The following is a 25081-nucleotide window of genomic DNA, read 5'->3' as shown; positions in this document are numbered from 1 at the left end:
GATGGAATACGCCCACCCGTCCCTCAACCAGCGCAGCTGGCTGCAGCGCCGCGACCTCTACGACTGGCTGTACGCGCTTGCGCTGGTCGCTGGTGCCGGCATCGCGCTGGTCCATTACCACAGCTTCATGGATGTGTACGACGACATCGTGCTCATCATCCACGTCCCCGTACTGATCGCCATGGGCTGGTACTGGAAGCCCTTCCGCGTCTTCCTGGCGGCGGTGGCGGCGGTGGCCCTGCTGAGCATCTGGCTCTACGAAGGCGACCTTGCCCGCGCCGAGGAAGTCTTCTTCCTCAAGTACCTGGTCTCCAGCCAGACCGCCATCATGTGGATGAGCGCGCTCTACTTCATCGCCACCGGCTCCTACTGGCTGGGCCTGGCGGCGCGCTCGGAGTTCGCCGAAAAGCTAGCCAGCACGCTGGTGTGGATCGGCACGGTGATGGGCACTGCCGGCCTCTTCGTGCGCTGGTTCGAGTCCTATCTGATGGGCCCGGAGATCGGCCGTATTCCGATCAGCAACCTTTACGAGGTGTTCGTCCTCTTCAGCCTGATCACCGCGTTGATGTACCTGTTCTACGAACAGCGCTACAACACCCGCAAGATGGGCGCCTTCGTGATGGTGGTGATCTCCGCCGCGGTGGCCTTCCTGCTGTGGTACACCTTCACCCGCGGCGCCCACGAGATCCAGCCGCTGATCCCGGCCCTGCAGTCGTACTGGATGAAGGTGCACGTACCCACCAACTTCATCGGCTATGGCGGCTTCGCACTCGCCGCGATGCTCGGCGTCGCCTGTCTGCTCTCCGAACGCGGCATCCTTGCCGGCCGCCTGCCGCCGGTGCGGGTGATGGAAGACGTGATGTACAAGGCCATCGCCATCGGCTTCGCCTTCTTCACCATTGCCACCATCCTCGGCGCCCTGTGGGCAGCGGAAGCCTGGGGCACCTACTGGCAGTGGGATCCGAAGGAGACCTGGGCGCTGATCGTCTGGCTGAACTACGCTGCCTGGCTGCACATGCGCCTCACCAAGGGCCTGCGCGGCCCCATCCTGTCGTGGTGGGCGGTGATCGGTCTGGGGGTGACCACCTTCGCCTTCATCGGCGTGAACATGTTCCTCTCCGGCCTGCACTCCTACGGCAACCTGTAGGGCCCTCAGTCCTGCGCGCCACCCAGGCGCGCCAGCTCTGCCTCGCTGAAGCCCGCCGCCCGGCGGGCTTCGACATTCAGCGGCGGACGCGGGCGCGGTGCGCCGAAGTCGTCGACCAGCTGGCGGTAGGTGGTCTCGGCATCGACACCGCGGGCCGCACAGAGGTGGCGGAACCAGCGGTCGCCGAGAGCGACGTGACCGACCTCGTCGCGCAGGATGGTCTCCAGCACCGCCACGCTCCCGGCGTCGCCAATGGCGCGCAGCCTGGCCATGATCGGCGGCGTCGCATCCAGCCCGCGCGCTTCCAGCACCCGCGGCACCAGCGCCATCCGTGCCAGCGCGTCGGCCGCCGTCCGGCACGCCATCTCCCACAGGCCGTTGTGCGCGGAAAAGTCGCCGTAATCGAACCCGAGTGCGCGCAAACGCTCGCGGACGAGGCCGAAATGCTGAGCCTCCTCGGCAGCAACCTGAACCCAGCCGGCGTGAAAATCCACCGGCAGGCTGCGGAAGCGATAGACGCAGTCGAGGGCCAGGTCGATGGCATTGAACTCGATGTGGGCGATGGCGTGCAGCAGCGCGGCATGGCCCTCGCGGCGGCCGGCGGCACGCACCGGCACCTCCTGCGGCGGCACCAGCAGCGGCCGCGGCGGGCGCCCCGGGTGGGTCAGCGGCTCGCCCAGGTCGGCGGCGGCGACCACGCGCAGCCGCCCTGCCCCCCAGTCTGCCTGCAGCGCCTGGGCAGCGGCGCACTTGGCATCGGGGTCGGCCTCCATCAACGCCGCCAGCGCGGCCTCATGCACGGATCGGATCGTCATGGGGGCAGAGTATAGGGTGGGCCGCGCAGCGGTCGCCACCTGTGCGGGCTTTGTTGAGATAATCCGCTCATTCGATGGCGGCATGCCTTGGGCGCTGCCCCCTCCTCAACCCGACGCTGCGCACCGTTTGCCCGCAGCGCTTCACCGGAGTACCCCGATGAACCAGGACGAACTCAAGAAGGCCGCCGCGCTCGCCGCCCTCGACTATGTACCCGACGGCGCCATCATCGGCGTCGGCACCGGCTCCACGGTCAATCACTTCATTGACGGCCTGGCCACCATCAAGTCGCGCATTGCCGGCGCGGTATCGAGTTCGGAGGCCAGCAGCGCCCGTCTGCGCGCCCACGGCATCGCGCTGCTGGCGCTGACCGACATCGATGAGCTGCCGGTCTATGTGGACGGCGCCGACGAAATCGACGGCGGCTTCGCGATGATCAAGGGCGGCGGCGGCGCACTCACCCGCGAGAAGATCGTCGCCGCGGTGGCGCGGCGATTCGTGTGCATCTGCGACGCCAGCAAGCGCGTTGCCACGCTGGGGCGCTTTCCGCTGCCGGTCGAGGTGATTCCGATGGCAGTGCGCCACGTCGCCCGCGAGCTCACCGCCCTCGGCGGACGACCGCAGCTGCGCGAGGGCTTCGTCACCGACAACGGCAACCTCATCCTCGACGTCCACGATCTCGTCATCAGCGATCCGCAGGCCCTGGAGAGCACCATCAACCAGATCACCGGGGTGGTCACCAACGGTCTCTTCGCCCGCCGCGGTGCCGACGTCCTGCTGCTTGCCGCTGCCGGTGGCGTGGAACGCCTGGAACGTTACTGAAACAAAACCTTAACCTGTGAGTGCTAGCCTGCAAAGGTTACCAATACGCCCGATGCGACAAATGACCCAGCACACCCTCAAGCAGTTCGACACCGACCTCGAAGCCATCCGCACCGGCGTGCTGCAGATGGGCGGACTGGTCGAAAGCCAGGTGACCAATGCCTTCGCCGGCCTGCGCAGCGGCGACAAGAGCCTGATCGAGAAGGTGATTGCCGGCGACCACCGCATCAACCTGCTCGAAGTCGACATCGACGAAGCGTGCAGCAAGCTGATCGCCCTGCGCCAACCGGCGGCCAGCGACCTGCGCGCGGTGCTGGGGGCGATGAAGACGGTCACCGACCTCGAACGCATCGGCGACGAGGCCAAGAAGGTCGCCAAGGCCGCCCGCCGCCTGCACTCCGGCGACCTGCCCTACTCGCCGAAGGTCGACCTCAACCACGCCGCGCTGCTAGCCTCGGACATGCTGCGCAAGGCCCTCGACAGCTTCGCCCGCATGGACGTCACCCTGGCGCCCGAGCTGGCACGCATGGACGAAGACGTGGATACCGCCTTCGAGGCGGTCACCCGCCAGCTCATCACCTACATGATGGAAGATCCGCGCACCATCTCCAACAGCCTGGAGACCCTGTTCATCGCCAAGGCCATCGAACGCATCGGCGACCACGCGGTGAACATCTCCGAATACGTGATCTACATGGCCCACGGCCGCGACGTGCGCTATGCCGGCACCGAGGCGGTGGAGATCGAGGCGGCCAAGGGCGCGAAGTCCTGAGGCACAGCGCTGCGGAAACAAAAAAGGATGGCCGCGGCCATCCTTTTTTGCTGGTGCTGGCGCAGCCTCAGGCCGCCGGCGGCACGTAGCCGCCCACCTGATCGGCGCCACCGCCGAAGAAGTGCTTTTCCATCTGCTCGGCAAGGTATTTGCGCGCCTTGGCGTCCATCAGGTTGAGGCGGTTCTCGTTGATCAGCATGGTCTGGTACTTCACCCACTGCTGCCAGGCCTCTCTGGAGACGTTGTCGAAAATGCGCTTGCCGAGCTCTCCGGGGATGGGCGGCAGATCCAGCCCTTCCGCCTCACGACCAAGCTTGATGCAGTTGACCATGCGAGCCATCGTCCATTCTCTCCTGTGTTGGGTTTGCCGGTAGGCATTCTAGCCCGCATTTCTCACCCCGTCCCTACTGCGGGTTCCAATACGCTCACCGGGGCGCTCAATCCTCTCCGGCAATCGAGCAGCGGTTGCGCCCCTCGTTCTTGGAGCGGTACATGGCGTGGTCGGCGGCAGCGATCAGCGCTTCGCCATTGGTAGCGTGATCCGGATAGAGGGCGATGCCCAGGCTGGCGGTAAGCCGCGCCGGGCGGCCGTCGAAGGTGAAGCGCAAGGCCTCGATGCCGCGCACGATACGGCTCGCCAGCCCGACCAGCTCGGTGCTCTCGGCATCCGGCACGAGAACGCCGAATTCGTCACCACCGAGGCGGAAGAACAGTTCGTTGCGACGGATGATGCCGCCCACCTCGCGCGCCAGGGTGACCAGCACCTCGTCGCCGGCCTGGTGACCGAACTCGTCGTTGATGGGCTTGAAGCCGTCGAGGTCGATGGCCAGCAGACCGACCCGCACGCCACGGCGCGAGGCATCAGCGAGCAGGCGTTCGAGCTCCTCGTGGAAGCGCCGGCGGTTGAACAGGTTGGTGAGGGGATCGCGCTCGGCCAGCGCAACGAGCTTTTCCGCCACCTGGCGCTGCTCGGTGACGTCCTCGTAGATCCACACCCGGCCGATGCCACGCGCGCCGCCTGCTGCGGCGCTGCTGACCACCGACGAGAGGTCGGTGAGGATGCGCCCGTCCTTGAGGCGGAACTCGTGGGGTTCACTGACCTCACCGCGGCTGGTGACCACCTCGCGGATATGCGCGAAGTAGGCCTCGGGCGCCTCCAGCAGAGTCGCCACCTTGTGTTCCAGCACCACGTCGCGCACACCGATGAGGTTCTCGTTCGCCGGCATGCGCCAGATGTCCAGCATCGCGCGGTTGTAGTAGGTAACGCGATGCTCGCGGTCCATGAACAGGATGCCCAGGCGGATGACGTTGAGCAGTGCAGCCAGACGCTGGCGCTCGTCGTTGCTGCGGCTCAGGTAGTTCTCGCGCAGGGCCTGCGCGCGGCGCAGTTCGGCGACCGTCTCGAGCAGCTTGTATTCGGCTTCCTTGCGCCCCTGGATGTCCTCGGCGGACATGCGCACGCCGCACACCTGGCCATCGTCGTCATGCTGCGGGCGCCAGTGGCAGGCCACCCAGCATACCCGTCCCTCGTCGCCGAGCAGGCGCATCTCGAAATCGCGCCCGGCATTGGACTCGATGACCTCGCGCGCCATACGGCGACAGTACAGACGGTCTGATTCATGCACCAGCAGCGCGATGGGGTCCGCCGCCCGCGTACACTCCTGCGGCGTGCGGCCGATCAGGCGGTGGATCGACGGGCTGATCCACTGCAATTCCAGTGCGCTGCCGAAGAGGGCCTCGACACCATGCACACCCTCGGCAATTTCGCGCAGACGGCGCACCTCGAGGGTCACCGTGGCCAGCCCGGAGAGCGCCCCGGCCGTCTGCAGCGCGCTCTCGTCGACGCCACCGACGCCGTCGCCCAGGCGGCGCACATGCTCGGCCAGCGCACTCTGTTCGCCATTGCGGCGCTGCCACTGGCGGCGCAGGTGGCAATGGGTGGCAAGACCGGCGAATGCGGCCACCGCCAGCACCGCGAGACCGCCGGCGAAGCGGCCGTTCTCTACCCCCAGCCACAGCACCAGCGTGGCAAGAAGCGCGGCGCCGAGGGCCGCAAGCACACTGATGAGCAGCGCCGAGGCGTTCTTCATGCCACCCGCCCTCCCCGCCAGCACGACGGTGCCATTGCGCAGAGCGGGTGGCTGGCGGGGCTCATAGCGTCTTCACGAAGACCTTGGAGCGGCGCTGCAGGTTGTACAGCTCGCGCTTCTGGCGCGGCAGGGCCTCGGGACCGATCTCGCTGAAGCCGCGCTCGCGGAACCAGTGCGCGGTGCGCGTGGTGAGGACGAACAGACGCTCCAGGCGCTGCGCGCGCGCGCGCCGCTCGATGCGCCGCAGCAGCTGGTCGCCGAGCCCGGCGCGGCGGTATTCCTGCGTCACTGCCAGGCAGGCGAGTTCGGCAGCGTTGTCCTCGGAAAAGGGATACAGCGCGGCGCAGCCGACCAGCACGCCGTCGTGCTCGACCACCGAGAAGCGCTCGATCTCCTGCTCCAGCAATTCGCGCCCGCGGCGCACCAGTATGCCTTCGGCCTCCATCGGACTGATCAGCGCCACCAGCGCGCCGACATCCTCGAAGGTGGCTTCGCGCAGGCGGAACAGCGGCGCCCGCGAGACCACCGTGCCGACCCCGGAGTGGGTGAAGAACTCCAGCAGCAGGCCGCCGTCGCGGTCGCGGTCGATGAGGTGGGCACGCGCCACGCCGCGGCGCACCGCGCGGATGGCACCGGGCAGGAAGAGGTGCAGGTCCTCGGTGAGGCCCTCGCCGGATTCAAGCATGCGCTCGGCCTCGTCGGCGGTCACCGATTCGATCAGCTTGCCCTCGGCGTCGAGCAGGCCGGGCGCGTCGCACAGGTAGAGCAGCTTCTCCGCCTTCACCGCCACCGCCACCGCCTCGGCGACCTCTTCCATGCTGAGATTGAAGATCTCCCCGGCCGGCGACACCCCCAGCGGCGAGATCAGCACCACATTGTGCTGATCGAGGTCGGCATTGATCTCCTCGGCAATGATCTTGCGCACCGCGCCTGTGTACTGGTAATCGACCCCGTCGACCACCCCTACCGGACGTGCGGTGATGAAGTTGCCGCCCGTCACGCGCATGTAGCTGCCCGCCATCGGCGTGTTCGGCAGCCCCTGCGAGAGCAGCGCCTCGATCTCGATGCGGGTCACCGCCATGGCCGCCTTGACGCATTCGAGCGCCGCCGCGTCGGTCACCCGCAGGCCGTTGTGGAAGCGCGGTTCGAGGCCGCGGCGGCGCAGTTCGGTATCGATCTGCGGACGCGCGCCATGCACCAGCACCAGGCGGATGCCCAGCGCCGCCAGCAGGTTGCAGTCGTAGGCCAGGCTCTGGGCGAGCTCGCCGCTGGCGACTTCGCCACCGAAGGCAACGACGAAGGTCTTGCCGCGGAAGGCATGGATATAGGGCGCCGCGCCGCGTACCCAGGCGACGAAGCTGGCGGTGGTGTCGGTTTCGTCCGGCACCAGGGGAGTGGGCGATTCTGCGTTCACGGGCGTAGCGGGCTGGATGCGGTGAGCGGACTGCGCCACATGGGCGCACGGCCATTCTAGCAGGGCTGTCGCCGACTGCCTGCACCGCCTGTCATGCGGCGATGGCCTCTGGCACCGCAGCCCGGACCGGCAGCCGCCCCCTACACCAGCGCCGCCTCCAGGCGCTCGCAGAGGGTGCGCAGCACCTTGATGCGGGCATACAGCTTGTTGTCGGCCTCGACCAGGGTCCATGGCGCGCTTTCGGTGCTGGTGCGGTCGACCATGTCGCACACGGCCTGGGCATAAGCGTCGGCCTTTTCGCGGTTGCGCCAGTCCTCGGCGGTGATCTTGAAGCGTTTGTGGGGTTCGGCCTCGCGCTCCTTGAAGCGCGCCAATTGCTCCTCCGGGCTGATCGCCAGCCAGAACTTCACCACCAGCGCTCCGGCGCCGATGAGCTGGTCCTCGAAGTCGTTGATCTCGGCATAGGCGCGCATCCAGTCGGCTTCCGAACAGAAACCCTCGACGCGCTCGACGAGCACGCGGCCGTACCAGGAGCGATCGAAGATGGCGACCTTGCCCTGACGCGGCAGGTGGCGCCAGAAACGCCACAGATAGGGTTGCGCGCGCTCCTCTTCGGTGGGCGCGGCAATCGGGATGATGCGGAACTGGCGGGCGTCAAGGGCGGCGGTGATGCGGCGGATGGCGCCGCCCTTGCCGGCGGCGTCGCCGCCCTCGAAGACGAGCACCAGGGCGCGCTGGCGGAACTTCTCCGAGCGGCACAGCAGGGCCAGCCGGCCCTGGTAGAGTTCGAGCTGCTCGGCGTATTCCTTCTTGCCCATCTCCTGGTTCAGGGTGAGGCTGTTGAGCAGATTGAGGTTGTCCAGCGAGGGCGGCAGCGGCGCGGCGGTCTGCCGTGGCGCCCAGCCTTTCTGGGCTGCTTCGATGCGCTTGCGCAGGGCGTCGAGCAGGGTGCGCCCGACGAGCAGGGCGCGATAGCGCGGGTCCGAGCCATCGACCACCAGCCAGGGCGCCATGCCGGTGCTGGTGTTGCGCAGCACATGCTCGGCGGTTTCACGGTAGCGGTCGTAGAGGGCGTAATACTTCCAGTCGCGCTCGGTGACCCGCCAGCGCGTCTTGGGGTCCTTTTCGAGCGTCTTCAGGCGCTGCTTCTGGCCTTCCTTGGAGAGATGGAACCAGAACTTGATCAGCAACACCCCTTCACGGACCAGCATGGCCTCGAAGCGGTTGATGCGGTCGAGCTGCTGGTCGAGTTCGGCGCGCTTGCTGATCTTTTTCGCGCGGGCATGGATGGGTTCGGTATACCAGTTGCCGAACAGCACGCCGATCTTGCCCTTGGGCGGCAGCGCGCGCCAGAAGCGCCACATGAAGGGGCGTTCGGACTCTTCCGTGGACGGTGCATCGAAAGCCCAGGTCTGAATGTGGCGCGGGTCCATCCACTCATTGAGCAGATTGACCGTCTCGCCCTTGCCCGCGCCGTCGATGCCGTTGATCAGCACCACCACGGCAAAGTCCTTCAGTTCGAGGAGGTCGAACTGGGCGTCGAGCAGTTGCGCGCGCAGCGCAGGCACAGCCTCTTCATAGTCAGTCTTGGCGGTCTTGTGACCCAGCTCGGCGGATTCGAACATCGCTCACCCCTTCGTCATTGTTGTCGTTTTCAACCAAAGTCTCCCCAGCGCGCCTGCAGGGCCGCCAACGCCGCAAGGCCGGCGGTTTCGGTACGCAGCACGCGCGGCCCGAGCGCCAGCGCGGTAACACCGGCACGGGCACAGAGCGCCAGCTCGTCCTCGCTCCAGCCGCCTTCCGGGCCGACCAGCAGGTGCAGAACCTCGCCGCTGCGCGGCGCCGCCAGCGCAGCGAGCCCGACGGCTCCGCCCGGCGCCAGCACTACCCGCCGATCGGTGGCGGACGCGGCGAGGTAATCGGCCAGAGAACTCAGCCCATGCACGGTGGGCACGCGATTGCGGCCACATTGCTCGCAGGCTGCCACGGCGACCTGCTGCCAGTGCGCGACACGGCGCTCGGCGCGCTCGCCGGCGAGACGCAACACCGAACGCGCTGCGCTGAGCGGCTGCACCGCATGCACACCGAGCTCGACGGCCTTCTGCACCACCCAGTCCATCTTGTCGCCGGCCGCCAGCGCCTGCACCAGCACCACCTGCAGCGGTGACTCGCGCTCGACGAAACGGCAGTCCTCCAGCTCTGCAGTGCACGCGCGCCCGCGCACCGCCAACCGCGCCGGCCACTCGGCGCCACTGCCATCGAACAGCACCACGGCGTCGCCATCGCGCAGGCGCAGCACGCGCACGGCATGGTGGGCAAGGGGCTCGGGAAGGTCGACGCAGCCGCCTGCGGGGAGGGCGGAGGGGAAAAAGAAGCGCGCAATCATCGTGCTATTATAGGGACTCGGTAATACTTGCGCCGATCCCGGCAAACGCCCGCCACCGCGGGCTTGCGGGCATCGACCTCAAACCTCGTGCCGCGCGCCGCCCACACCGGCCGTCGTGCGGCCGCCCCGGCTCAGGACACCCCGACATGCCGACCGCAGCACAACGCCTGGCCCGCGCCCGCGCGCTGGAATCACTGGTACGCGACGTGGCGCGCGATGAAATCCTGCCGCGTTACCTGAAGTCGGCGCGCAACCGCAAGGCCGACGGCTCGCTGTTCACCGAGGCCGATGTCGAATCCCAGCGCCGCTTCAGCGAGGAGCTGCCGAAACTGCTGCCCGGCCCGGTGCTCGGCGAGGAGATGACCGCCGAAGAGCAGGCGCGCCAGTGGAGCGAGGGCCAGCGCGGGCTGTGGTGCATCGATCCGATCGACGGCACCACCAACTTCGCCAACGGCATCCCATTTTTCGCCGTCTCGATCGCCTATCTGGTCGACCACGAACCGCGTTTCGGCGTGGTCTACAACCCGGTCACCGACGAGTCCTTCTACGCCGCCAAGGGCGCCGGCGCCTTCCTCAACGGCAGCGAACTGCCGCTGCGCCCGGCTGCGGCAAGCCTGCGCGATGCCGTCGCCGGGGTCGATTTCAAGCGCATCAGCCATCACCTCGGCGACGAGCTGGCGGTGCGCCCGCCCTACTACTCGCAGCGCAACTTCGGCTCCAGCGCGCTGGAATGGTGCTTCGTCGCCGCCGGCCGCCTGGACGTCTATCTGCACGGCGGCCAGATGCTGTGGGACTACGCCGCCGGCCGCCTGATCCTTGCCGAAGCCGGGGGTGAGGCCGCCGCACTCGACGGCGGCTCGCTGATGGCGGGGCCGGCAGTCAAGCGCGGCGTGGTCGCCGCCGCCAGTCCGGCGCTGTTTGCCGAATGGCGCGCGTGGATCAACAGCCACTCCTGAGCGCGGCAGTTACCCACGCCGCCCGCCAGGGCTTATCATTAGCGCGCACACACAAAGACCGGATACCATGGAACAGTCCGCTTCCGCCCAGTCCTGGGACAGCAGCCAGCAGGATCGCCGCAAGTACCACTACGTCCGCGAGATCTTCGACGAGGCCTACGAGCTGATCACGCCGTTCTTCGCCAAGGAAAACCGCTGGGGCAACGCCACCCTGGACCACCTTGCCTACCGCGTGGTGCGCGAGAACTACCCCACCCTGTCGTTCGAGGAGGTCCATGTGCTGGTGCAGGCCTCCAAGCGTGTGTATACCGAGCTCGAAGCCGAGCGCGCGGCCTCCGGCCGCAACTGAGCGCGCCGCGCGCCATGTCGCTGAAGCACCCCATCATCGCGGTGACCGGCTCGTCGGGCGCCGGCACCACCACGGTCAAGCACACCTTCGAGGCGATCTTCCACCGTGAGAACGTCAACGCCGCAATCGTCGAAGGCGACAGCTTCCACCGTCACACCCGCGACGAGATGAAGCGCCTCATCGAGGAAGCCGAAGCGCGCGGCGAGCGCGGCATCAGCCACTTTGGCCCCGAGGCCAACCTCTTCGAAGACCTCGAACAGCTCTTCCGCGCCTATGGTGAATCGGCTACCGGACGGCGGCGCTACTACATCCACAACGAGGAACAGTCGGTACGGCGCAACCTGCCGATGGGCACCTTCACCGAGTGGGAAGACCTCCCGGTCGGCACCGATTGCCTGTTCTACGAGGGCCTGCACGGCGCCGTGCAGACCGGAACGGTGGACGTCGCGCGCTACGTCGACCTGCTGATCGGCGTGGTACCGACCATCAACCTGGAGTGGATCCAGAAGCTGCACCGCGACACCAAACTGCGCGGCTACTCCAAGGAAGCGGTGCAGGACACCATCCTGCGCCGCATGCATGACTACGTGCATTACATCGTGCCGCAGTTCACCCGCACCCACATCAACTTCCAGCGCGTACCGGTCGTCGACACCTCCAACCCCTTCATCGCCCGCGACGTTCCCTCGCTCGACGAATCGATGGTGGTGATTCGCTTCAAGGACCCGCGCGGCGTCGACTTCCCCTATCTGCTCAACATGATTCACGACGCCTTCATGAGCCGCGCCAACACCATCGTGATCCCTGGCGGGCGGCTCGACCTGGCGATGCAGCTGATCCTCACGCCACTGATCTGGAAGCTCATCGAACGCCGCCGGCAGTCGGTGTAGGCGCACGCACACCCTACCAAGCGAAGGGGGTTTTCGGCGATAATTGCGGTTTTCCCCGCCCCCGAACGGCACCGAGGATCCCATGTCGCCCACCAGAAACGTCAAAGCCCCGGTATTCAACGAGATCACCGGAGCCATCCGCGCGCTGGCCATGGATGCCGTGCAGCAGGCCAACTCCGGCCACCCCGGCGCCCCCATGGGCATGGCCGAGATCGCCGAAGTGCTGTGGCGCCGCCACCTCAAGCACAACCCGGCCAACCCGCAGTGGGCCGACCGCGACCGCTTCGTGCTCTCCAACGGCCACGGCTCGATGCTGATCTACGCGCTGCTGCACCTCACCGGCTACGACCTGCCGATCGAGGAAATCAAGCGCTTCCGCCAGCTCCACAGCAAGACTCCGGGCCACCCCGAATACGGCTACACCCCGGGCGTGGAAACCACCACCGGCCCGCTCGGCCAGGGCATCACCAACGCGGTGGGCATGGCGCTGGCCGAAAAGGTGCTGGCCACCGAGTTCAACCGCCCCGGCCATGAGATCGTCGACCACCGCACCTGGGTGTTCCTCGGCGACGGCTGCCTGATGGAAGGCATCAGCCACGAAGCCTGTTCGCTGGCCGGCACCTGGGGGCTGGGCAAGCTCACCGCCTTCTACGACGACAACAACATCTCCATCGACGGCCACGTCGACGGCTGGTTCACCGACGACACCCCGAAGCGCTTCGAAGCCTACGGCTGGCAGGTCATCCGTGACGTGCAGGGTCACGACCCGGTGGAGATCGAAGCGGCCATCCAGCAGGCGCTGGCCAACACCACCCAGCCCACGCTGATCTGCTGCAAGACCGTTATCGGCGCGGGCTCGCCCAACAAGCAGGGCGGCCACGACGTGCACGGCGCCCCGCTGGGCGCGGCCGAGATCGCCGCGGCGCGCGAGCACATCGGCTGGAAGCACGCCCCCTTCGAGATCCCGGCCGACGTCTATGCCGCCTGGAACGCACGCGAGCAAGGCGCCGCTGCCGAAGGCGACTGGAACGCCCGCTTCGACGCCTACCGCGCCGCCTTCCCGGAACTGGCCGCCGAATTCCAGCGCCGCATGGCCGGCGAGCTGCCCGCCGACTGGAACGCCCATGTGGACGCGGTGCTCGCCAAGGTCGTCGACAAGGCCGAGACCATCGCCACCCGCAAGGCCAGCCAGAACAGCATCGAAGCCTACGCGCCCAAGCTGCCCGAGCTGATCGGCGGCTCGGCCGACCTGGCCGGCTCCAACCTCACCCTGTGGTCGGGCGCCAAGGGTGTGAGCCGCGACAGCGGCGGCAACTACGTGTACTACGGCGTGCGCGAGTTCGGCATGGCCGCGATCGCCAACGGCATCAGCCTGCACGGCGGCCTGATCCCCTACACCGCCACCTTCCTGATGTTCAGCGAGTACGCGCGCAACGCCCTGCGCATGGCCGCGCTGATGAAGGCGCGCCAGGTGTTCGTGTTTACCCACGACTCCATCGGCCTGGGCGAGGACGGGCCCACCCACCAGCCGGTGGAGCAGACCGCGACGCTGCGCATGATCCCCAACATGGACGTCTGGCGCCCCTGCGACACCACCGAGTCCGCCGTGGCCTGGGCCAACGCCATCGAGCGCAAGGATGGTCCCAGCAGCCTGTGCTTCTCGCGTCAGAACCTGCCCTTCCAGGCGCGCACAGCCGAGCAGGTCGCGGCCATCCGCCGTGGCGGCTATGTACTGTCGGAAGCCGACGCAAACATCAACGCGGGCAAGCCGCAGGCGGTGATCATCGCCACCGGCTCGGAAGTGGCGCTGGCGATGGCCGCACAGAAAGCGCTGGGTGAAGCCGGCATCGCGGTGCGCGTGGTATCCATGCCCAGCACCAACGTCTTCGAACGCCAGGATGCGGCCTGGAAGGCCGCCGTGCTGCCGGCCGGCGTGCCGCGCGTGGCGGTGGAAGCCGGCGTCACCGACGGCTGGTACAAGTACGTCGGCCTCGAAGGCCGCGTCATCGGCCTCGACCGCTTCGGCGAATCCGCCCCGGCCGGCGAGCTGTTCAAGGAATTCGGCATCACCGCCGAGGCGGTAGCCGCTGCCGTACGCGCGGTGCTCGCCACCCGCTGAACCCCAACCCGCTGCAGTGCCGCGGCTGGTGGCAGCCGCAGCCCTGCAGCGCCGTTCTTTGCATCGAGGAGATCTGCATGCCCATCAAGCTTGCCATCAACGGTTACGGTCGTATCGGCCGCTGCACCCTGCGCGCCATCTACGAACTCGGCCTGCGTGACCAGTTCGAGATCGTCGCCGTAAACGCCTCCGGCGACCTGGCGACCAACGCCCACCTCACCAAGTACGACACCACCCACGGCCGCTTCGCCACCGAAGTGGCCACCGAGGGCGACAATACCCTCATCGTCGGCGGCGACCGCATCCCCTTCTACTCCACCAAGAACCCGCTGGAGACCAACTGGGGGGCGCACGGCGTGGACGTGCTGCTCGAGTGCACCGGCGCCTACACCACCAAGGCGAAGGCCGAAGTGCACCTCAAGCAGGGCGCACCCAAGGTGCTGATCTCCGCTCCGGGCGGCGACGACGTCGATGCCACCATCGTGTATGGCGTCAACCACGACATCATCACCCCGCAGATGACCGTAGTCTCCAACGCCTCGTGCACCACCAACTGCCTGGCTCCGGTGGCCAAGGTGCTGGAGGACGCCATCGGCATCGAGAAGGGTCTGATGACCACCATCCACGCCTACACCAACGACCAGGTCCTGGTGGACGTGCGCCACAAGGACCTGCGCCGCGCACGCGCCGGCGCGCAGAACATCATCCCCACCAAGACCGGCGCCGCCAAGGCGGTGGGTCTGGTGCTGCCGACTCTGAAGGGCAAGGTTGACGGCTTCGCGCTGCGCGTACCGACCATCAACGTCTCCCTGGTGGACCTTACCTTCACCGCCCGCCGCGCCACTTCCAAGGAAGAGATCAACGCCCTCATGCACGCCGCCGCCAACGGCCCGATGAAGGGCGTGCTGGGTGTCAATGAAGCGCCGCTGGTATCCAGCGACTTCAACCACGACCCGCACTCTTCGGTGTTCGACGCCACCCAGACCCGCGTCATCGACGGCAACCTGGTGAAGGTGCTGGCCTGGTACGACAACGAGTGGGGCTATTCCTGCCGCATGCTCGACGCCGCCCGCGTGCTCGCCCAGGCCTGCTGAGCTCCACCCGTACAAGGGCCGCCCACGGGCGGCCCTTTTTCCATACTGCCCTGCCGACGACCCACCCCTCATGTCCCTGCGCCTCGCGATCAATGGCTACGGCCGCATCGGACGCTGCTTCCTGCGCGCACTGCATGAGTCGCCGTTCCGCGAGCGCTACCGCGTGGTGGCGATCAACGAACCGGCCGATCTCGCCAGCATCGCCTACCTGACCCGCTTCGACTCCACCCATGGGCGCTTTCCGGGCCAGGTCGCGACCACCGCCGACGGCCTGCTGATCGACGGCGAAGCGCTCACCGTCACCCATGCCGAGAACCCGGAGGCAGTGGACTGGGCGGCGATGAACCTTGACGTGGTGGTGGAATGCTCCGGGCGCTACGGGCGCCGCATCGAACTCGAACGTTTCCTCAAGGCCGGTGCCCCGCGCGTACTGCTCTCCCATCCCGGGCACAGCGCCGAGGACGTCGATGCCACCGTGGTGTACGGCATCAATCACGATGCTCTCAGCGGCAGCGAGCGCATCGTCTCCAATGCCTCCTGCACCACCAATGCCGCAGTGCCGGTGCTGGCCGTACTCGACGAGGCCTTCGGCCTCGACCACGCCCTGCTCACCACCCTGCATTCGGCGATGAACGACCAGCCGCTGATCGACGGCTACCATCACACCGACCTGCGCCGCACGCGCTCGGCGATGCAGTCCATCATCCCGGTGTCCACCGGTCTGGCGCGCGGCATCGAGCGCCTGCTGCCGCAACTGGCCGGGCGCATCAGCGCAAAGGCCATCCGCGTACCCACGCACAATGTCTCGGCGCTCGACATCGCCCTCACCGTGCGCCGCGAGGTCAGCGTGGACAGCATCAACGGCGTGCTGCGCGAGGCCGCCACAACGCGCTTCCCCGGCCTGCTGGCGTGGTCGGAGGATCCGCACGCTTCGATCGATTTCAACCACGACCCCCATTCGGCCATCGTCGATGCCAGCCAGACGCGCGCCAGCGGCAACCGCCTGTTCAGCGTGCTGCTGTGGTTCGACAACGAATGGGGCTTTGCCAGCCGCATGGTCGACACCCTGCACCACTGGCAGGCGCGCCGCCGCGCCGGAGCCGGCACCCGTATCCCCTAGTGCGGCAGGCGTGCCCGTCACGCCATCCGCGCTGAACCACCGAAAGCAAGCCAAGGAGACCGTCAATGCAAGTCAAGAAGCTCGCCGACCTCGACGTACGCGGCAAGAAGGTGTTCATCCGCGCCGACCTCAACGTTCCCCAGGACGACGCCGGCAACATCACCGAGGACACCCGCATCCGCGCGTCCATCCCGTCCATCCAGTACTGCCTGGACAACGGCGCCGCGGTCATGGTGACCTCCCACCTCGGTCGCCCCACCGAGGGCACCGTGGGCCCCGACGATACCCTCGCGCCGGTGGCCGTGCGCCTCGGGCAGCTGCTGCACAAGCCGGTGAAGCTGGTCTCCGGCTGGGTGGACGGCGGCTTCACCGTCGAGCCCGGCCAGATCGTCCTGCTGGAGAACTGCCGCTGCAACAAGGGCGAGAAAAAGGACAACGAGGAGCTGGCGCGCAAGATGGCAGCCCTGTGCGACATCTATGTCAATGACGCCTTCGGCACCGCCCACCGCGCCGAGGCCACCACCCACGGCATCGCCCGCTTCGCCCCGGTGGCCTGCGCCGGCATGCTGATGGGCGCCGAGATCGACGCCCTCTCCAAGGCCCTGCACGAACCGAAGCGCCCGCTGGTGGCCATCGTCGGCGGCGCCAAGGTATCGACCAAGCTCACCATCCTCAAGACCCTGGCCGACAAGGTCGACCAGCTCATCGTCGGCGGCGGCATCGCCAACACCTTCCTGCTCGCCGCCGGCAAGCGCATCGGCGAATCGCTCGCCGAACCCGAGATGGTGCGCGAGGCCCAGCAGGTGATGGACATCATGAAGGCGCGTGGCGCCGAAGTGCCGCTGCCGGTGGACGTGGTGGTGGCCGACGAGGTCTCGGCGCTGGCACGCGCCAACCGCATTTCGGTAGACGAAGTCGGCCCCCACGACCGCATCCTCGACTTCGGCCCGAAGTCCTCCGCCCGCCTTGCCGACATCATCGCCCACGCCGGCACCATCGTCTGGAACGGGCCGGTGGGCGTGTTCGAGCATGCGCAGTTCGCCGGTGGCACCAAGATGATGGCCTCGGCCATCGCCCACTCGGAGGCCTTCTCCATCGCCGGCGGCGGTGACACCCTGGCGGCCATCGCCAAGTTCCACATCGCCAACGACGTCGGCTACATCTCCACCGGCGGCGGCGCTTTCCTCGAGTTCCTCGAAGGCAAGACCCTGCCGGCCATCGCCGCGCTGGAGGCACGTTTCGGCGGCTGAGGACGACGGTGTGCCGGCTCCCACGCCGGCACACCCGCCCCGCCGTAGGTGAATCTCCGACTTGTGCCACGGGCACGGACGGCCCAGCATAGTGCATCGCACCATGCCCGAGAGCGCCGCCATGAACGTCAGCCCCGCCCCCCTGCCTGCCGACACCAGCAGTTCCGCAGCCAGCGGTATCCGCATCCCGCCGCAGCCGCAGGTGCTGATCGACCTCGTCGAGCTGCTCGGCTCCGACGACTACGATGCCCGCCGCACCGCCGCAGTGATCGGCCAGGACGCCGGCCTCTCGGCGATGATCTTCAAGGCCGTGCGCAGCCCGGCCTTCGGCGGCAGCCGCGCCCCCGACAGCCTCGATCAGGCCATCGTCCGCATCGGCTTCCGCCAGACCCTCAACATTGCCCGCGCGGTCGCCCTCAGCACCGCCATCGACGCCGGCCGGCGGCGTGCCTACGAGCTGTTCTGGACACGCAGCCGCGAACTCGCCCAGCTCGCCGCGCTGATCGCCGAAGAGCGCGTCTCGGTATGCAACATCTTCCCCGACCAGGCCTACATGGCCGGGGTGTTCTTCGAGTGCGGGGTACCCGTGCTGATGCAGCGCTTTCCGGACTACTGCGAAGCCCTGCTGCTCGACGACCGTCTCGACATGCCCAGCCTGCGCGACGAGGACCTGCGCTTCAACGTCGATCACAGCTCCATCGGCTACCTGGTCGCCCGCCACTGGGGGCTGCCGGACTTCATCGCCCAGGCCATCCTCCACCACGAGGACGTTCCCCGTGGCGAACTGGGCGCGGTGCGCAGCCTGGTGGCCATCCTCCACCTCGCCAGCCATGCCCGCCTGCATGCCCTGCACATCCACGATTACAACTGGGAGCGCACCGGTGACGAGGTACTCGGCGAACTCGGCCTGCATCCCGACGACCTCGACGGCTACCTCGCCGACCTCGGCGAGCGCTTCCTGCCCCTGGAGCTGTAGCGCCCGCGCTGCCGCGGTAGAATGGGCGACCGCGCCGGCCACGCCGCCCGCACACCGCCCAGGAGACACCATGCCGCGTCACACCAAGATCGTCGCCACCCTCGGACCGGCCTCGTCCGACCCTCAGGTCCTCGAACGCATGGTCCATGCCGGCATCGACGTGGTGCGCATGAACTTCTCCCACGGCAAAGCCGAAGATCACGTCGCCCGTGCCGCGACGATCCGCGAGGCGGCGGCACGCGCGCGCCGTCCGGTGGGCATCCTCGCCGACCTGCAGGGTCCCAAGATCCGCATCGGCAAGTTCGCCGAAGGGCGCATCACCCTGCGCCGTGACGCCGCCTTCATTCTCGACGCACGCTGCGAACTGGGCGACCAGGAACGCGTCGGCCTCGACTACCGCGACCTGCCCAAGGACGTCCGCCCCGGCGACATCCTCCTCCTCGACGACGGCCGCCTCAAGCTTGCCGTCGAGCGCGTGCTCGGCAGCGAGATCCACACCGTGGTGCGCGTCGGCGGCGAGCTGTCGAACAACAAGGGCATCAACCGCCAGGGTGGCGGCCTCACCGCGCCCGCGCTGACCGCCAAGGACATGGAGGACATCCGCACCGCCGCACGGATCGGTGTGGACTTTCTCGCCGTCTCCTTTCCCAAGAGCGCGGCCGACATGTACATGGCCCGCCAGTTGATGCGCGCGGCCGGCGGCGACGCCCTGCTGATCGCCAAGATCGAGCGCACCGAGGCGGTGGCCAACCTCGACGAGATCCTCGAGGCCTCCGACGGCATCATGGTGGCGCGGGGCGACCTCGCCGTGGAGGTCGGCGACGCCGCCGTGCCGGCACTGCAGAAGCGCATGATCCGCGCCGCACGCGAGTGCAACAAGCTCACCATCACCGCAACACAGATGATGGAGTCGATGATCAGCAGCCCGGTACCGACCCGCGCCGAGGTCTCCGACGTCGCCAACGCCGTGCTCGACGGCACCGATGCGGTCATGCTGTCGGCGGAAACCGCGGCCGGCAGCTATCCCGTCGAGGTCGTCGAAGCGATGAGCCGGGTCTGTCTGGAGGCGGAGAAATCCGCCGAAGTCACGCTCGACCGCGAAGTCCTCGACCAGGTGTTCACCCGCATCGACCAGTCCATCGCCATGGCGGCGATCTGGACCGCCTACCACCTCAAGGTGAAGGCCATTGCCTCGTTGACCCAGACCGGCTCCACGGCGCTGTGGATGAGCCGCCTGAACAGCGGCGTGCCGATCTACGCGCTGACCCCGGAGGTCTCGGCGCGCAACCAGATGACCCTCTACCGCGAGGTCTATCCGCTGCTGATGAGCCAGCAGCACCACGATCGCGACGTGCTGCTGTGGGAGGCCGAGCAACTGCTGCTCGACCAGGGTGTGGTGAGCTACGGCGACCTCATCGTGCTCACCATCGGCGAGCCCATAGGCGCCGCCGGCGGCACCAACACGCTGAAAATCGTCCGCGTCGGCGACCACCCCTCGCCGCAGCAGGACTGAAGCGCACCCGGCGCTGCGCCCTGGCGCCGTATCAATCGGTAAGCGTATTTCATGCTTGCCACACTGACGGGCTAGAATCGCCCCTTTGCCATTACTGCCAGAGCCGGCTGCGCCGGCCACCCTCGGAGGAACACCATGCCGCTCGTTTCCATGCGCCAGCTTCTCGACCACGCCGCGGAGAACGGCTACGGCCTGCCGGCATTCAACGTGAACAACCTGGAGCAGGTCCAGGCGATCATGGAAGCGGCCGCCGAAACCGACAGCCCGGTCATCATGCAGGCCTCCGCCGGCGCCCGCAAATACGCCGGCGAGGCCTTCCTGCGCCATCTCATCGACGCCGCCGTGGAAGCCTATCCGCACATCCCCATCGTCATGCACCAGGACCACGGCCAGTCTCCCGCTGTGTGCATGGCGGCGATCCGCTCGGGCTTTTCCAGCGTGATGATGGACGGCTCGCTGCTGGAGGACGGCAAGACGCCCTCCTCCTATGAGTACAACGTCGCGGTGACCCGCGAGGTGGTCAAGCTCTCGCACGCCATCGGCGTCACCGTGGAAGGCGAACTGGGCTGCCTGGGCTCGCTGGAAACCGGCATGGCGGGCGAGGAGGACGGCATCGGCGCAGAAGGCAAGCTCGATCACAGCGCGCTGCTCACCGACCCGGACCAGGCCGCCGACTTCGTCAAGCAGACCGACTGCGACGCGCTGGCGATCGCCATCGGCACCAGCCACGGGGCCTACAAGTTCACCCGCAAGCCCACCGGCGACATCCTCGCCATCGACCGTATCAAGGCCATCCACGCGCGCATCCCCAACACCCATCTGGTGATGCACGGCTCCTCCAGCGTGCCGCAGGAACTGCTGGAGATCATCCGCCAGTACGGCGGCGACATGAAGGAAACCTACGGCGTGCCGGTCGAGGAGATCGTCGAGGGGATCAAGTACGGCGTGCGCAAGATCAACATCGACACCGACATCCGTCTGGCGATGACCGGCGCAGTGCGCAAGTTCATGGTCGAGAACCCCTCCAAGTTCGACCCCCGCGAGTTCCTCAAGCCAGCGCGCGAGGCCGCCAGGCTGGTGTGCAAGGCGCGCTTCGAAGCCTTTGGCTGCGCCGGCCAGGCCAGCCGCATCAAGGCGGTGTCGCTGGACAGCATGGCGGCGCGCTACAAGTCCGGCGAACTCACCCAGATCGTGCGCTGAGCGCTCCTGCGCCACCATCCCCGCAAGGGGAGGCGCGGCGGGGCAGCGGGTGCCCGTCGCGCCACTTTCCCGCTGCCGTGGATGTCCTTCATAATCGACCGACAGCACACTCCCACAGCGAGCACCCGCATGTCCAAGGCCAACGTCAAGCTGCAGCTCACCTTCGATCTGGACATCTGCGTGCCCGAACGCCTGCTTGAACAGGATCACGCCGCACTCTGCCGCACGCTCAGCGAGATGCTCGGCTCGATGGTCTTCCAGGGCATGCCCACGGTCACCGGCAAGCAGCTTGCCAAGGGCGGCGCCGCCCTCGTCGGCCATCACTACCACATGAGCACCGCGGTACTCGGCGCGCCCACGGTAGCGCGCGAGCTGCTGGTCGCCGCCGCCCCCCACCTCACCGACGACGAACTCGAGCAGCTGGCCCGCAAGGCCCACGGGCGCCTGCCCGAGGGCAGCGAGGAGCAGCAGCGTTACCTGCGCCGCCAGGCCCTCAATCTGGTCAACGATTTCCGCATGCTGCCCTGCAAGGTCGCCGCCCGGCTGACCTCGGGCAACGCTGCCGAACTGGAAGGCAAGCTCAATCTCACCAATGGCAGCGTACTGATCGGCGAGCGCGACCGCCAGAGCCGCCTGCAGGCCAACCAGGGCCCCATCCTGGTGGAGCCGCTGGGTACCGGCGTGCAACTGCAGGGAGCCTGCGCCGGCCATACGCTCAGCGGCCCGGTGATCGAGGTCAGCGTCACCCAGCTCGCTGCCCACCGCGATCCGCTGATCAAGGCCTGGCAGCAGGGCTGAGCGCACCATGCGCCACTGCTTCACCTACGGTTCGCTGATGTGCGCCGACATCATGGCGGCGGTGTGCGGCGCCAGCCACGTCGCACGTCCGGCACGCCTGTACGGCTTCCGCCGCCACCCGCTGCGCGGCGAACACTATCCGGCCATCGTCCCCTGCCCCACGGAGGTGGTGAACGGGGTGCTCTACAGCGCTGTCGATGACGCCGCGCTGGCCCGCCTCGACGCCTTCGAGGGCGCGCTCTACCAGCGCACCACGGTCAGCGTCGAAGACGGCACGGGCGGCCTCGTGGCGGCAGAGACCTATGTGCTGGTCCCTGCGCACAGCGGCCTGCTGGCCCCCGGCGAGTGGGACTTCGACGCCTTCCTGCAACACCACAAGGCGAGCTTCTGCGCGCGCTACGTGGGTTTCTCCGCCGTGGCTGCCGCCACCGCGACAGGACCTCAGTAGCTCTCGGCGTTGCCTTCCCACATCTGCGGCGTGAAGCGCACGACGCGGTTGCGCCCCTCGTCCTTGGCACGGTAGAGCGCAACATCGGCGAACTTCACCGTCTGCCAGAAGGTCTCGCTGTCCTCGGGGAACAGCGCCAGGCCAATGGAGATGGTCTTCTGCAGCACCGCGCCGGCAATCTGGATCTTGAGCTGGGCGACGGCGGCGCGGATGTTCTCGGCGACCTTCAGCGCCGCCTCGGCATTGGCGTCCTGCAGGACGATGAGGAATTCCTCGCCGCCAAAACGGATCACCAGGTCGGAAGCGCGCACGGCCTGCTTCATGACCCCGGAGAGGGCTTTCAGCACGGTGTCGCCGGCATCATGGCCGTAGGTGTCGTTGACCACCTTGAAGTAATCGAGGTCGAGCAGCAGGATGGCCAGCGGCACGTTGCGGCGGCGTGCCGAAGCGATCAGGGTATCGACGTACTCCTCCAGGAAGCGGCGGTTGTGCAGCCCGGTCATGGCATCGCGCAGCGAGGAGTCGCGCAGGGTTTCGGTGAGGCGCTTGGCCTCCAGCACCGGCGCCATTTCGCGCACATAGACATGGATGAAAGGGGCCTGGGCTTCGAGTTCGGCAGCCTTCTCCGCTGGCGCGACGAGCTGGATCACACTGCCCACCGAGCCCGACTGGATGATCGGCACACAGTAGTGGCGACGCGCTGCGCCGCCGTCCGGCGAGGGCTGGAAGGCATAGCAGATGCCGGGCTGCACAAGGCCGTCGACCGGATGGCCGGAGCGCTTCGCGCGGCACATGTCGGCGCGCACGAGGATCTGCGGATCACACCAGCGACAGGCCGCCCCCGGCTCGCCGTCGACGGTGATCGGTGTCAGCTGCTTGCCCACGGTCTCGTAGATCGAGAAGGTGTCGATGCCGAAACGCTCGGTGAGGATCTGCGCAAAGCGGTCGTAGATCTCCACCTTGGTCTCGTCCTCCTCGATGGCCTGCTTGAAGGCCGAGGCGTCGGCCAGGCCGTTGACCATGTCGATGGTCGCTTCGAGCTTGTTCTCGTCCAGACGCGGCTGGCGCCCGGTGAGCTGCACGACGCGGTGGGAGATGCGTTCCAGGCCGTCGTCGAGGTAGCTCAGCAGGCGGTTGGTGTCATCGGCGATCTGGCCGATCTCGTCGCCGCTGTACTGCTTGACCTTGGTCTTGAAGTCGCCCTTCAGCGCGCGCTGCACGGCCACCTCGACCTCGCGCGCGGCCTCGCCCACCGGACGGATGGCGCGACGCACGAGGGCGATGGCCAGCAGGGCGAATACCGCCACCACGGCCTGGAGGATGAACACGGTGAGCAGCGCGCGGCGCTTGAGGTCGGCAATCGACAGCTCCAGCGTCACCGCACCGAGCACCGCGCCTTCCGGCACGGTGTGGCACTGCAGGCAGTTCGGCGTACCGGCGGTGGTGGCGGCAAAGGGGATGGTGCCGCGGAACAGGGTGTCGCCGTTGGCCTCGCGCAGCTCATAGCGCTCCTTGCCGTCGGCGAGCACGGCACGCTCGATCTCGTCGGCGGGCATCTCGCGCAGCAGGCCGGCGCCGTACTGCTGGTCGACCAGCGGCGAGCGGATCACCCGCGCCACGGTCAGCCCCTGCACCTCCATCAGACGGCTGAGGAACTGCTCGCGGTGCTCAATCGTGCCCTGGATCATCGCCTCGGTCAGGTGCACGCGCACGACTTCGGCGGCGGTACGCACATGACTGGTGGATGAGCTGATCGAATACGAACGAAAGGCATAGAGACTGATGGCCACCAGCATGACCAGGATGCCGACCGCGATTGCCGCAAAAAGCAGCGTCACCTTGCTGTTCAGATTCATTGACGAAGCCTTCTCCCGGCCGCCGGGGGCCGCATTCTCATAGCGTTCGGATTATGCGCCCAAATTCCCTTTCATGAGTATGGAATTATGCACGACCGCGGCAACCCGCAGAACCGCCGCATTCATGCCGTACGCATCCGCGCGGCGCCCTCGCCCTGGAGGAAATCCAGCATCGCCTCCAGCGCCGGCGTCAACGGCCGTTCGCCATGGACGAGCACGTTCCACTCGCGGATCACCGGCGTATCGGCCACGTCGAGGCGCACCAGGCGCCCGCCCTGCAGTTCCATGTCGAAGGTGTGATGGGACAGGAAGGCCACCCCCATGCCGGCCATCGCCGCCTGCTTGAGGGTCTCGTTGCTGCCCATCTCGTCGGCACGCAAGGCCTTCACGCCGTGGGCGCGCAGAAAGCGTTCGAGGTTGCCGCGCGTACCGGAGCCGCGTTCGCGCAGCAGCAGGCGCTCGCCTGCCAGCGCGGCGGGGGGGATGTTGCGGCGTCCGGCAAGGGGATGGTCGGGGGCGGCGACGAAACTCAGCGGATGGGGGGCAAAGGGGATGCGCCGCAACGCCAGGCCACGCGGCGGCGTGCCCATGATGGCGAGGTCGGCGCGGCCGTCCTTGAGCAGTTCATACACGGCCTCGCGGTTGCTCACCCGCAGACGGAAGCTGATGTCCGGGTAGCGGCGACCGAATTCGGCGAGGAGGTGGGGGACGAAGTATTCGGCAGTGGTGATTGCCACCACCTCCAGCGTGCCTGCGGCCACCCCGCGCATCGCCTTCAGCTCGACCTCCGCCAGTTCGAGCGCGCCCAGTGCCTCACGGGCATGGCGCACCACCACTTCGCCGGCGGGGGTGAGGTGGATCTCGCGCCGGCCATCGACCAGCACCTGACCAATGATGCCCTCCAGCTCGCGCACCTGCATGGATACCGCCGGCTGGGTGAGATGGAGCAGGCGGGCGGCCTGGGTGAAGCTGCCGCTGTCGGCGAGGGCGACGATGGCGCGCAACTGGCGCAGTGTGGTGCGCTGGACGATTTTCATCAGAAAACCTTATCTCAAAATTGCTGGAAAC

At 67.6% G+C, this 25081-nt stretch carries 23 protein-coding genes; 15 read left to right on the top strand and 8 right to left on the bottom strand.

What is annotated here, in order from left to right:
* Position 1: 1 nt before the first annotated feature.
* Positions 2-1147 (top strand): c-type cytochrome biogenesis protein CcsB, encoded by a 1146-nt coding sequence (gene ccsB, locus C8261_RS11060; RefSeq protein ID WP_107493768.1) that lies wholly within the window; start codon positions 2-4, stop codon positions 1145-1147.
* Between the two features lie 5 nt (positions 1148-1152).
* Here the strand turns inward: ccsB and C8261_RS11055 are convergent, their stop codons facing one another.
* A complete protein-coding gene (locus C8261_RS11055) occupies positions 1153-1962 on the bottom strand; it encodes a ferritin-like domain-containing protein (protein ID WP_107493767.1) in 810 nt (269 codons plus the stop codon).
* Positions 1963-2119: 157 nt separating this feature from the next.
* Between C8261_RS11055 and rpiA the strand changes: the two genes are divergently transcribed.
* Together rpiA and phoU are read left to right on the top strand one after the other, a co-directional pair.
* On the top strand, positions 2120-2782 hold the full coding sequence (rpiA, locus tag C8261_RS11050) for a ribose-5-phosphate isomerase RpiA (protein ID WP_107493766.1): 663 nt from the start codon (positions 2120-2122) through the stop codon (positions 2780-2782).
* 61 nt (positions 2783-2843) lie between these two features.
* Positions 2844-3554 carry a phosphate signaling complex protein PhoU gene (gene phoU / locus C8261_RS11045; protein WP_107493765.1) on the top strand — a complete coding sequence of 237 codons (711 nt, stop codon included), beginning with the start codon at positions 2844-2846 and terminating at the stop codon, positions 3552-3554.
* Between the two features lie 67 nt (positions 3555-3621).
* On the opposite strand, the gene C8261_RS11040 is transcribed toward phoU, so the two are convergent.
* From C8261_RS11040 to C8261_RS11020, 5 genes are all read right to left on the bottom strand, one after another.
* Entirely contained in the window at positions 3622-3894 is a 273-nt protein-coding gene (locus C8261_RS11040) for an oxidative damage protection protein (protein WP_107493764.1), read from the bottom strand.
* A 97-nt stretch (positions 3895-3991) separates the two neighbouring features.
* The gene (locus tag C8261_RS11035; RefSeq protein WP_107493763.1) at positions 3992-5644 is read right to left on the bottom strand and encodes a sensor domain-containing diguanylate cyclase; all 1653 of its coding nucleotides are present in this window, start codon (positions 5642-5644) and stop codon (positions 3992-3994) included.
* A gap of 61 nt (positions 5645-5705) precedes the next feature.
* Positions 5706-7058, bottom strand: a complete 1353-nt coding sequence (gene argA, locus C8261_RS11030) for an amino-acid N-acetyltransferase (protein WP_181358931.1) — start codon at positions 7056-7058, stop codon at positions 5706-5708.
* Between the two features lie 140 nt (positions 7059-7198).
* Entirely contained in the window at positions 7199-8683 is a 1485-nt protein-coding gene (gene pap / locus C8261_RS11025; RefSeq protein WP_107493762.1) for a polyphosphate:AMP phosphotransferase, read from the bottom strand.
* Between the two features lie 29 nt (positions 8684-8712).
* A complete protein-coding gene (locus tag C8261_RS11020) occupies positions 8713-9444 on the bottom strand; it encodes a 16S rRNA (uracil(1498)-N(3))-methyltransferase (protein WP_107493761.1) in 732 nt (243 codons plus the stop codon).
* Between the two features lie 146 nt (positions 9445-9590).
* On the opposite strand from C8261_RS11020, the gene C8261_RS11015 reads away from it, so the two are divergent.
* From C8261_RS11015 to C8261_RS10960, 12 genes are all read left to right on the top strand, one after another.
* Complete coding sequence (locus tag C8261_RS11015; protein WP_107493760.1) at positions 9591-10400, top strand: inositol monophosphatase family protein; 810 nt, start codon at positions 9591-9593, stop codon at positions 10398-10400.
* A 67-nt stretch (positions 10401-10467) separates the two neighbouring features.
* A complete protein-coding gene (locus C8261_RS11010; RefSeq protein WP_107493759.1) occupies positions 10468-10749 on the top strand; it encodes a hypothetical protein in 282 nt (93 codons plus the stop codon).
* Positions 10750-10763: 14 nt separating this feature from the next.
* Positions 10764-11639, top strand: a complete 876-nt coding sequence (locus tag C8261_RS11005) for a phosphoribulokinase (RefSeq protein ID WP_107493758.1) — start codon at positions 10764-10766, stop codon at positions 11637-11639.
* An 82-nt stretch (positions 11640-11721) separates the two neighbouring features.
* Positions 11722-13758 (top strand): transketolase, encoded by a 2037-nt coding sequence (gene tkt, locus C8261_RS11000; RefSeq protein WP_107493757.1) that lies wholly within the window; start codon positions 11722-11724, stop codon positions 13756-13758.
* 77 nt (positions 13759-13835) lie between these two features.
* A complete protein-coding gene (gap, locus tag C8261_RS10995) occupies positions 13836-14852 on the top strand; it encodes a type I glyceraldehyde-3-phosphate dehydrogenase (RefSeq protein WP_107493756.1) in 1017 nt (338 codons plus the stop codon).
* A gap of 70 nt (positions 14853-14922) precedes the next feature.
* Entirely contained in the window at positions 14923-15972 is a 1050-nt protein-coding gene (locus C8261_RS10990) for a type I glyceraldehyde-3-phosphate dehydrogenase (protein WP_107493755.1), read from the top strand.
* Between the two features lie 65 nt (positions 15973-16037).
* Positions 16038-17222: a phosphoglycerate kinase gene (locus tag C8261_RS10985; RefSeq protein WP_107493754.1), complete on the top strand. Its 1185-nt coding sequence runs from the start codon at positions 16038-16040 to the stop codon at positions 17220-17222.
* A 103-nt stretch (positions 17223-17325) separates the two neighbouring features.
* The gene (locus tag C8261_RS10980; RefSeq protein ID WP_235864900.1) at positions 17326-18198 is read left to right on the top strand and encodes an HDOD domain-containing protein; all 873 of its coding nucleotides are present in this window, start codon (positions 17326-17328) and stop codon (positions 18196-18198) included.
* A gap of 70 nt (positions 18199-18268) precedes the next feature.
* Positions 18269-19711: a pyruvate kinase gene (gene pyk / locus C8261_RS10975; protein ID WP_107493753.1), complete on the top strand. Its 1443-nt coding sequence runs from the start codon at positions 18269-18271 to the stop codon at positions 19709-19711.
* Between the two features lie 135 nt (positions 19712-19846).
* A complete protein-coding gene (fba, locus tag C8261_RS10970) occupies positions 19847-20911 on the top strand; it encodes a class II fructose-bisphosphate aldolase (RefSeq protein WP_107493752.1) in 1065 nt (354 codons plus the stop codon).
* Positions 20912-21040: 129 nt separating this feature from the next.
* Positions 21041-21709: a hypothetical protein gene (locus tag C8261_RS10965; protein ID WP_107493751.1), complete on the top strand. Its 669-nt coding sequence runs from the start codon at positions 21041-21043 to the stop codon at positions 21707-21709.
* Positions 21710-21716: 7 nt separating this feature from the next.
* Entirely contained in the window at positions 21717-22157 is a 441-nt protein-coding gene (locus C8261_RS10960) for a gamma-glutamylcyclotransferase family protein (protein ID WP_107493750.1), read from the top strand.
* Here the strand turns inward: C8261_RS10960 and C8261_RS10955 are convergent.
* Positions 22151-24013, bottom strand: coding sequence for a GGDEF domain-containing protein (locus C8261_RS10955; RefSeq protein WP_107493749.1), 1863 nt, complete (start codon positions 24011-24013; stop codon positions 22151-22153). The two genes, C8261_RS10960 and C8261_RS10955, sit on opposite strands and share 7 nt — an antisense overlap.
* Before the next feature lie 122 nt (positions 24014-24135).
* A complete protein-coding gene (locus tag C8261_RS10950) occupies positions 24136-25050 on the bottom strand; it encodes a LysR family transcriptional regulator (RefSeq protein ID WP_107493748.1) in 915 nt (304 codons plus the stop codon).
* Between the last annotated feature and the right edge of the window lie 31 nt (positions 25051-25081).

The organism is Pseudothauera lacus (assembly GCF_003034845.1).
GTDB lineage: Bacteria > Pseudomonadota > Gammaproteobacteria > Burkholderiales > Rhodocyclaceae > Pseudothauera > Pseudothauera lacus.
This window is presented reverse-complemented; position numbering and strand designations above follow the sequence as displayed.